Source organism: Ewingella americana ATCC 33852, assembly GCF_000735345.1.
GTDB lineage: Bacteria > Pseudomonadota > Gammaproteobacteria > Enterobacterales > Enterobacteriaceae > Ewingella > Ewingella americana.
Map to the genome: position 1 here is coordinate 1 of NZ_JMPJ01000050.1, position 8,749 is coordinate 8,749.

At 57.2% G+C, this 8,749-nt stretch carries 7 protein-coding genes; 1 reads left to right on the forward strand and 6 read right to left on the reverse strand.

Annotated elements, in window-relative coordinates:
• Positions 1–279: 279 nt before the first annotated feature.
• From GEAM_RS08610 to GEAM_RS08625, 4 genes are all read right to left on the reverse strand, one after another.
• A complete protein-coding gene (locus GEAM_RS08610; RefSeq protein WP_034790594.1) occupies positions 280–987 on the reverse strand; it encodes a FadR/GntR family transcriptional regulator in 708 nt (235 codons plus the stop codon).
• A 94-nt stretch (positions 988–1,081) separates the two neighbouring features.
• Positions 1,082–1,858, reverse strand: a complete 777-nt coding sequence (locus GEAM_RS08615; protein WP_034790596.1) for an SDR family NAD(P)-dependent oxidoreductase — start codon at positions 1,856–1,858, stop codon at positions 1,082–1,084.
• Positions 1,859–1,900: 42 nt separating this feature from the next.
• Positions 1,901–4,018 carry a heparinase II/III domain-containing protein gene (locus GEAM_RS08620; protein ID WP_034790598.1) on the reverse strand — a complete coding sequence of 706 codons (2,118 nt, stop codon included), beginning with the start codon at positions 4,016–4,018 and terminating at the stop codon, positions 1,901–1,903.
• 3 nt (positions 4,019–4,021) lie between these two features.
• Entirely contained in the window at positions 4,022–5,359 is a 1,338-nt protein-coding gene (locus tag GEAM_RS08625) for an alginate lyase family protein (RefSeq protein WP_051899458.1), read from the reverse strand.
• Positions 5,360–5,642: 283 nt separating this feature from the next.
• Between GEAM_RS08625 and GEAM_RS08630 the strand changes: the two genes are divergently transcribed.
• Positions 5,643–7,427: a sodium:solute symporter family transporter gene (locus tag GEAM_RS08630; RefSeq protein WP_034790600.1), complete on the forward strand. Its 1,785-nt coding sequence runs from the start codon at positions 5,643–5,645 to the stop codon at positions 7,425–7,427.
• Between the two features lie 43 nt (positions 7,428–7,470).
• Here the strand turns inward: GEAM_RS08630 and GEAM_RS08635 are convergent, their stop codons facing one another.
• Complete coding sequence (locus tag GEAM_RS08635; protein ID WP_034790602.1) at positions 7,471–8,295, reverse strand: CPBP family intramembrane glutamic endopeptidase; 825 nt, start codon at positions 8,293–8,295, stop codon at positions 7,471–7,473.
• A 262-nt stretch (positions 8,296–8,557) separates the two neighbouring features.
• Positions 8,558–8,749: hypothetical protein (locus GEAM_RS23355; protein ID WP_034790604.1), on the reverse strand; the 192-nt coding region annotated here is incomplete at its 5' end.

Genomic DNA, 8,749 nt, shown 5'->3' on the forward strand with positions numbered 1-8,749 from the left:
CGACCATCCCACCCTGCGCAGCCTCGATCGTCCAGCAGCAAAAAACGCAGGATTCCAAAGGGTTTCGTTTAAAACCCTTTGGGCCAGTGTGGGCGGCGAGCCCACGGTTTTGAAGTAGCGGGCTTGGGCGGCGAGCCCACGGTTTTGACGTTGAATTTAAAAAGCGGGCTTGGGCGGCGAGCCCGCGGTTTTGAAGTTGAATTTAAAAGCGGGCTTGGGCGACGAGCCCACGGTCTTAAAGTTGAATTTAAAAGCGGGCTTGGGCTGCCAGCCCAAAAATCACCCCCCAAGTCGATGTTTATGCCCTTTCATCAGCCCCAGCGACGCCGAATAAGCCGCGCCCTCGTCTCCCGCCATAATGGCCTCATAGATCAGTTTATGCTCCTGCAAACACATGCCGCCTTCTTTGGAGGAATACTCGAAGAACCACTTGAAGATGGTGGTCAGCACATTGCCGAAAGGCACGTAAAAGCAGTTGCCGGAGGAGATAAAAATCATGCGGTGAAACTGGGTGTCGATCTCTACCCACTGGGCTTGGTCAAACTGCTCGGCGACCTGACACATCTGCCGGTAAATGCGCGACAGCTCGATGCGTTGCTCCTTGCTGGCGTTGACCGCAGCCAGCGCGGTGGCGTGTGGCTCTATGGCTTTGCGGAACTCAAGAAATTGCTGATAAATCTCTTCGGTGGCTTCCATCCCCTGCATCCACTCCAGCAGCTGCGGGTCTAGCATGTTCCACTGGGCGCGATCCTTCACCCGCGTACCGATTTTTGGTCGCGACTCCAACAGCCCTTTTGAGGTCAGCAGCTTCAAGGCTTCGCGCAGCGCGGTGCGGCTGACACCAAACTGCTCACCCAGCTCGATTTCGCTCGGCAAAATAGCGCCTGAGGCCAGCTCACCGGAGAGAATTTTTCGGGCGATGTCGCGAGCGATGTGGGTGTTCAAACCACGGGTTAACCCGGCGGCTGTTTCAAACTGCATCGTCATGCTATTCCCTTTTATTGGTGCAGATGGCCGTCATGATAGTTCAGGATGCGGGGCGGCGCATGTCCTCGTCGCCCCGAATGTGCGCAAAGCCAAATCAGGGTGCCATTTGGCCGCCGTTGACGTCCAGTATCTGCCCGGTGATGTAGCCGCTACAGGCGTGGGAGGCGAAGAACAAGTAACTCGGTGCCAACTCCTCGCTGGTGCCGAAACGGCCCATGGCGATGCCGCTGGAGATCTTATCGCGCACTTCCTGGGTTTTATCGGCGTGGAAAACCGTGTCGATAGTGCCCGGCGATACCACGTTAAAACGAATATTGTCCTTGGTGAACTCCTTCACCCAGTGGCGATTCATGTTGTGCAACCACGCCTTAGACGCCGCGTAAATCGAGGCCCCCGGCCCGCCGCCTTCTCGCCCGGCAATAGAACCGGTGCTGATAACCGAGGTGGTTTCACCACTCTGCTTGGCCGCACTGCGCAAGTGAGGAATGGCGAACTTGGTGACCATCAGTGCCGAGCGGGCATTAAGATCCATCACCTGCTGATAGAACTCGTCGTCAATGTCGCTCAGCGGTTTGCGCCCCACCAGCCCGCCGGTGTTATTGATGAGCACGTCCAGCCCGCCAAAGCGTTCCACGAAAGCTTCCACCAGCTGCTGGCACTGGGCGGTGTTAGTCAGGTCGGCGGCGAAATACTCCACCTCGCCTCCCAGCGCTGCCACCTCTTTAGCCAAGCTTTGCAGGCTTGGGTCATTGCGATGCCCGTTCAGCCCCACTTTTGCGCCAGCTCGGGCAAAAGCCTGCGCGGTCGCCAGACCAATGCCTTTGGTGGAACCGGTGATCAGCACGCGTTTGTCTTTCAAGTCATTGAACATAAAAGCTCCTCGGTAAGTTAGGGTACAGGGTCGGAAAATGGGTCAGCCTTGCCACGTGGCGCTAAACTCCGTGCCGCGCACTGGCTGCTGCTGGTTATTAATGGTGACAAGCAGGCGGCGGCCATCCACAGCGTGGATCAGCAACTCGCTGCTGGCAGAGTCGTGGGAGAGCACTTCTACCCGGCTCACTTTGCCTCGCGCATCACGCGAGGTTTCGGTGGCCTCGTCAAAATAGCCGTGGCTCTCAATCACGCTGGCAAAAATCGCGTCGCTCCCCTGCTGGCGCAGCAGCAGAGCAGGCTCGTTGCGCAGGTTGAAATGGGGATCGCCAGCCCCGCTTCGCGCCACGATAAGCTCGCCGCCGAGGGGTAAGGCGCTGATGAGCGACGTGTAGCCGTGGCCGTCGAGCCAGCTATAAAGGATAGAGTTTTGCGGAGTAACCTCAGCCCGCGCACAGTCCCACAGGTGTTGATAGCCGTGGTCCGCGCCCAGCGGCCTGAGCTGCTCCGCCACCCGCAATTGACTGTCACTGCGCACAAACTGCCCGAGGTGATGCAGGCAGTAGTCATACAGGTGCGGCTGCTGGCTGCTGACGCGCATCACGTCCACCAGCAGCGGGTTTTCGAATTCAGCAAAATTGAGCATCAGCACGGTGCGCTGGAGTGTCACGCCGGGGTAATAGTCACGCAGTCGCGCACTCATCCCTTGTCCGGCGGGGTGCTCGTTGACAAAGAAATGGCGCTCACCGTGGCGTTTTTCTGCCTCAGCGCTTTGGCCGAAATTCTGGCTCTGCTGATCCACCACCAGCGTGTTGTGCGCCACGGTCTGCTTACAGTAACTGTTATTTTCCGCGATATAGCGCCCGCCGAACTTGGGTTCGACATTCACCCAGCGGCCAAAACCGTAATCCCGCAGCGTCTCGCGCCCGTGGCTAAACAGGCTGAGATGCAGCCCGTCAAAGTGGCCGTGATTCAGCGCCGAGTGCAGTCGCGGAATGCTGCCGTGCTGCCCGTACCACAGCAGCGCCATGGTGAGTTCGCCGTTTTGCTTCGGCTGGCGCAAAATAGCAACTTCCCCCTGCTGGCCCTGCGGCCCGTCGCTAAGGGCCAAACTGCCCCAGTTCATCGGCTGGGCGGGCGTATGCTGTGCCGCGTTGGAGAGAGCCAAGCCCGCGGCGCTGACCCACAGGGAGTCCTGCCAGTGGGCGGCGGCGATCCACTGCGGGTTGCCGCCGTAGCGAGAGAAACAGACGCTGGCCGCCACCACCGCGCCGTCGTCGCGCAGGTTAATGGTTTTCGAGGAATCATTGAGCGCAGGCAAGGTGCCGTCGGGGAAAGCCACCTGCATCAGGGCTTCGCAGGTTTTACGCACCACTTGGTCGCGGAATTGATAGATGGCTAATTCCGGCTGGCGGCGGTGGATCGCCTCGGACAGCAGCAACAGCGGGCGCAGCGCGAATCGCTGATAGTACGGCCCTTCAATGTAGTAGCCGTCCGGAGAGAACAGCTGCGACAGCTGGGCGAAAAAGCCGCCGCTCTCACTGTCACCCTTCAGCCCGTAAAGCGCTTTATCCACCAGCGGCTGGTCGCCCAGCACATAGCCACAAATCGCCGCCGCTGCCACCGACCAGATACCGTGGTTATGCACGATATCAAAATCCTTGGCGTGCAGCGTCAGCGCGTCGTCAATCATCACGCGGAACAGCTGATTTTCAATCTTCTGACACTCGGCGGCGCTCAGGCTCGGCTGAATGCAATGATACCCCTCGACGGCGTACAGCAGCCACATATTCTCATTGAGGGTTTGATGGAACAGTCGCCCCGGCGCGTTGCTGTCTTTACTCACCGCGCGTCCCAAATTGGGGTAAATGTCGGCATAGCCGTTGAGCAGTTGCAGGGCGAAATCGCGATACGCCTGCCGTTGGCAAATCAGCGACAAACGCCCGGCCAGATTGATGAAATGGTAATTCTGCTTATGCCGCGCATGTTCCGGGCCGCCCGCCTCGCCCTGTCCGGGGATCACCACCGGCAGCGCCATAAACCCCTCCAGCTCGGCAATTTGCCTGCGCAGCACGCGGCCCATCAGGGTTTCCGCCGTTAGCTGTTCGCGTAACTGCTCGGCGTCGTCCGGGGTGATAAACAGCGGCTGCCAGTGATTCATGGGTTATCCCTCTGAAGGCTTTAAGGCGGGCGTCGGCGCAACAAAGCCCTTGGCCCAGGTCGGTAGCGTCAACAGCCAAATCTCGCGCTGCGCTTCAAGAATTGCGCCACGGGAGACATCTTCGTGATAGCCCGGTTTCTGCGCTTTAGCAGCGGGCAAGGTGAAGCTGGCGCTGCGGATCTGCTGCTGATAGCGCGGCTGTCCGGTGGCGTTATCGGCCCAAGAGAGCAAGGTCACCGGGCGCACGCTCACTCGGTCGAGGGATTTGTACGGCCATGGCACGGCGTCGTCGGTATATTTCGCCATGAAATCCAGCGACTTAAGAATGCCGCCGCCCTGCGGAGTCTGGTAATGCCACAGGTCAATGCCCTCTTTCTGCGCCAGCACCGCCATCAGGCTGATGGCCTGAAGATCAAAGTAGCTGTAATGGAATGAGCGCGTGCGAGCCAGTTCGGCGGGCTGGGTGCCGTCGGGCATCAGTTGAACGTCGAGCTTGCTTTTCATCAGCTTAACCATCTTTTTCAGCACGTCCGGCTTATCGAGATACCACGCGATGCCCGCCACCTGCGTGGCATACCAGTTGCCGTGGTTGTTCTCGGTGCGGCTCTCTTTCATCGCCAGCTTGTTGGTTTGCAGCCAATCAAGATACTGGGACATCCACTGGCGCATCGCCAGTTGGTCCTGCGTTTTCCACGCAGGGTTGCCGTCGAGCAGCACCAAAGAATCCACAATACGGGTGGCAAAGTAGCGCCCGTCGAGCACGCCCGTGTTGCGCCCCGCTGCGATTCCCGGCACGCCCTGAGCAAAGTTTAGGTTCGGGTTCATGCGGGTTTCTGGGTTGATAAACCAGGTGCGCAGCAGGCTGGCAGCCTTATCGGCATATTTCTGCTCGCCGGAGAAGTACCACGCCAACGTCAGGTTTTGCACCCGCGCGGTAAAGTCGGCCAGACGCACGCCGTCGCTCTGGTCGTTCTTACTGGCCGGGTTGACCTTGCCGTCTTTGCGCACCCACGGCAGGCCGTCCGGCTTGCTACTGTCCGCCCACCAATAGGCGCTCAGACTGAGATAGTCATGTTTCGAGCCGCTCGGCGGGGTCATGCCTTTGTCGGTCACGCTGAGGTTGGGCTTTTCCAGCGCCTTGTCAGCCGCCGCGAGCAGTTGGCGGTAAGCCTCTTGAGTCTGCTGCGCCGCCTGATGCTGCGCCAGTTGCTGCTTCACTACCGCCAGCTGTGCGGGTTGTAAAAAGGCCGGTTCGGCAGCCAGTGCCACCCCGCTAAATCCAAGGCTGATGGCCACCGCCAGTCGGGCGGATGGTCGAAAAATGGAACTGATTACGGTCATGTCCTTCCCTTGTTAGCACAGGTCTACTTTTCTTTTAGTAATACAAATAAAGCAGAATATTTTTATATTCGCCACGTTGCATGGCACATTTTCTGTTCACTAATGCCAGAAAAGGCCTACAAAGTGACACTCTTCACAACTTAGCAACAAATAACGGCTTTCTTATTTGTCCGACTTTTAATTTTAAATCCCTCTCCTACTATTGCTCACTGAGCATGCGCAAAAGATAACCAAAAGCAGGTTCTGGACAAACACTCACCCAACACCGAAGAGATTAACGACGATGGATATTAACGTTCTAGTGATGATCGGTTACTTCGTGTTAATGATTGCGATCAGTTACGCGTTCAAGAAGATGGCCTCCGGCTCGTCCAGCCACTACTTTCGCGGCGGTGGCCGTATGCTGTGGTGGATGGTCGGCGCGACGGCCTTCATGATTCAGTTTAGCGCGTGGACCTTCACCGGAGCTGCCGGGCAGGCTTATCGCTACGGATTCAACGTGGTCAGCGTGTTCGCCGGAAATGTGTTTGGCTATCTGGTGGCATGGTGGTGGTTCGCCACCCGCTTTCGCCAACTGCGGGTTGATACCGCCACCGAGGCGATAAATCATCGCTTCGGCAAGGGCAATGAGCAGTTCTTCACGTGGATGATCATCCCGCTGAGCATTCTCAGCGCCGGGGTGTGGTTAAACAGTCTGGCGGTATTTGCCAGCGCGGTGTTCCACCACGATGTGACCCTGACGCTGTGGGTCACCGGGCTGGTGGTGCTGGTGATCTCCCTGCTGAGCGGCGCGTGGGGCGTGGTCGCCAGTGACTTTGTGCAGACGCTGGTGGTGGCGATTATTTCTATTGCCTGCGCCGTGGTGGCCTTGATCAAGGTAGGCGGACCGGTGAATTTAGTTACCGAGTTCCCCTCGGGGTTCTTCACCGGGCCGGACGTCGGCCCGCACTACATCACGCTGCTGGTGGCCTGCTTCCTGTTCTTCTTCATTAAAAACGTGCAAAGCATTAATAACCTGCAAGATTCCTACCGTTTTTTAAATGCCAAAGACAGTTTCAATGCCAAAAAAGCCGCGCTGTTCGCGCTGGTGTTGATGTTTATCGGCACGCTGATTTGGTTCATCCCACCGTGGGCCGTGGCAGTGCTCTACCCCGACGCCGCCACGGCTCATCCGGAATTAGGCAAAAACGCCACTGACGCGGTGTATTTGATTTTCGCCGAGCGCGCCATGCCGCTGGGCACCGTCGGGCTGCTGATGGCGGGATTGTTTGCCGCCACCATGTCGTCAATGGACTGCGCGCTGAACCGCAATTCAGGCATTTTCGTGCGCAGCTTCTGGACGCCAATCGTCAATCGCCATGCCCAACGCAGCGACAACTACCAGCTGCGCGTGGGTCAGGCGGCCTGCGTGGTTAATGGCCTGTTAGTGATTCTGGTGGCGCAGTACATGCACACCATGCAGACCGTCAGTCTGTTTGATTTAATGATGAAAGTCGGCACGCTGATGCAGGCACCGATCGTCGTGCCGCTGTTCCTCGGGGTGTTTATTCGCAAAACCCCTGACTGGGCGGGATGGGCCACCGTGCTGTTCGGCCTGTTAGTCTCTTATGTGGTGGCAAACGTGTTTACCGCGCCGGACTTGGTAAAACTGCTCGGCTTAGATTTCACCGCCCGCGAGATGCTGGATATCGCCATCATGTGGAATATCTTCTCCCATCTGGTGTTTACCGGCGGCTTCTTCTGCCTGACCACCCTGTTCTACCGCGAGCAGGCTAGCGAACGTTCGGCCATCCGCGACGCCTTCTTCCGCGATATGGAACGCCCTGTGTTTGCCGATGACGAGCAAGATGAGTTTGACCGCCTTCAGCGAGACAAAATCGGCAAGATTTCGATGTACATGGGCACTGGCCTGCTGCTGATGGCCCTGGTGCCGAATCCGCTGTGGGGCCGTGGGTTGTTCCTGCTGTGTGCTCTCAGCATTCTGATCTTTGGCTGGGTGTTACATCGCAGCGCGGAGCGAGGTGCGGCGCAGGCTGCCAGACAGCGGCTTTCGGCATCGCAGAGGTAAATAGGTGTAAAAAAGCCTCTGTCATTACAGAGGCTTTAGTTTTTTATACAGGTTTAATGTGCTGTAGCACCGGGTAAGTGAAGAACAGCAACTGGCAGAGGTTCAGCGCCACGTGGAACAGCACCGCCATCCACAGCCTGCCACTCCACATCCATGCTAACCCATATATCAGCCCTGCAAGGGAAGCAAAAATCACCAGCAGCGCCCCGCCAGCAAAATGCAACGCACCAAAGAGTAAGGAAGCGATCACCAGAGCCAGCACCGGGTGCATCACCGACGCTAAACGCTGCTGAATGTAGCCGCGGAAAAACGCCTCTTCCGCCAGCGCAACGAAGAAGATATTCGCCAGCACGAACTGGAACAGCCACTCAGGGTGGTGAAGTTCCACCTTCAACCCGCCTAGCGCCACCGCCACCATTAATAGTGCAGGCACCGCCACCACCAACGCCAGCCACTGCCAAGATTTAGCCTGCAAATGAGTTGGCGTGCTGAACAGCGATTTCAAACAGATCAGCAATATAAAAGGCACCAGCGCTTTGTCGAAGTTGTAATACATCGAGAACGGCGCGCTTTCCGGCCCAACTTTCACCCCATCCAACACCTTCAGATTATGGAAGCCGGGGATCAAGTGCAGCGTCAGCCCTACTGATACCAGCACCAGCAAGAGTTCCAGCAGAGTGCGAAGCGTCTTGCAGTTGGACTTGCAGTAAACCCCGGCAATAACGGCAAGCACCACCAAGAACGCCAGCGCGCGCCAGTCAAGCACGTGGGTATATCCCCCAATAGCGGAGGCAACCACCAACAGGGCAATGGACAGTTTTTTATTAAATTGGAGTACGAGTAAAGATGCAGCCAGTAAGAACCACATATGTTTCCCTTAATTATGTTTAGAAAATCCGGGACGAAACATAGCATTAGGGGGAGATTCGGGGAATTAGGAGAGGTGTTTAAAAAAGTTTTCTTTGATTTCAAATTGAAAAGAAAGGGAAAACCGTGCGCTGCCGCCACACCGGCCTCAAGGGGCGCCTATCGCCGCGCCCCTTGAGAATCCCCGGCTCGATACTGCGCGCTCCGCTAGCTGGGCGGACATGTTTCAGTTACTTCCGTTATCCACCGCAAAATGTCGCCGCTTAGGCGGTGCCTTCGCCACGGGATTCGAGCCATAGGTCTCGAACCTCTCGCTCAGCGCCATTTTTGACTGCGGTTTTGAAGCATTTAAACCGTGCCGTTTCAGTAGGTTTTATCTTGCCCCCTCTCCTTTTTAAGGAGAGGGCTGGGGTGAGATTTGCCGCACTGAGCACGGTTTTTAAACCACTCCTCAT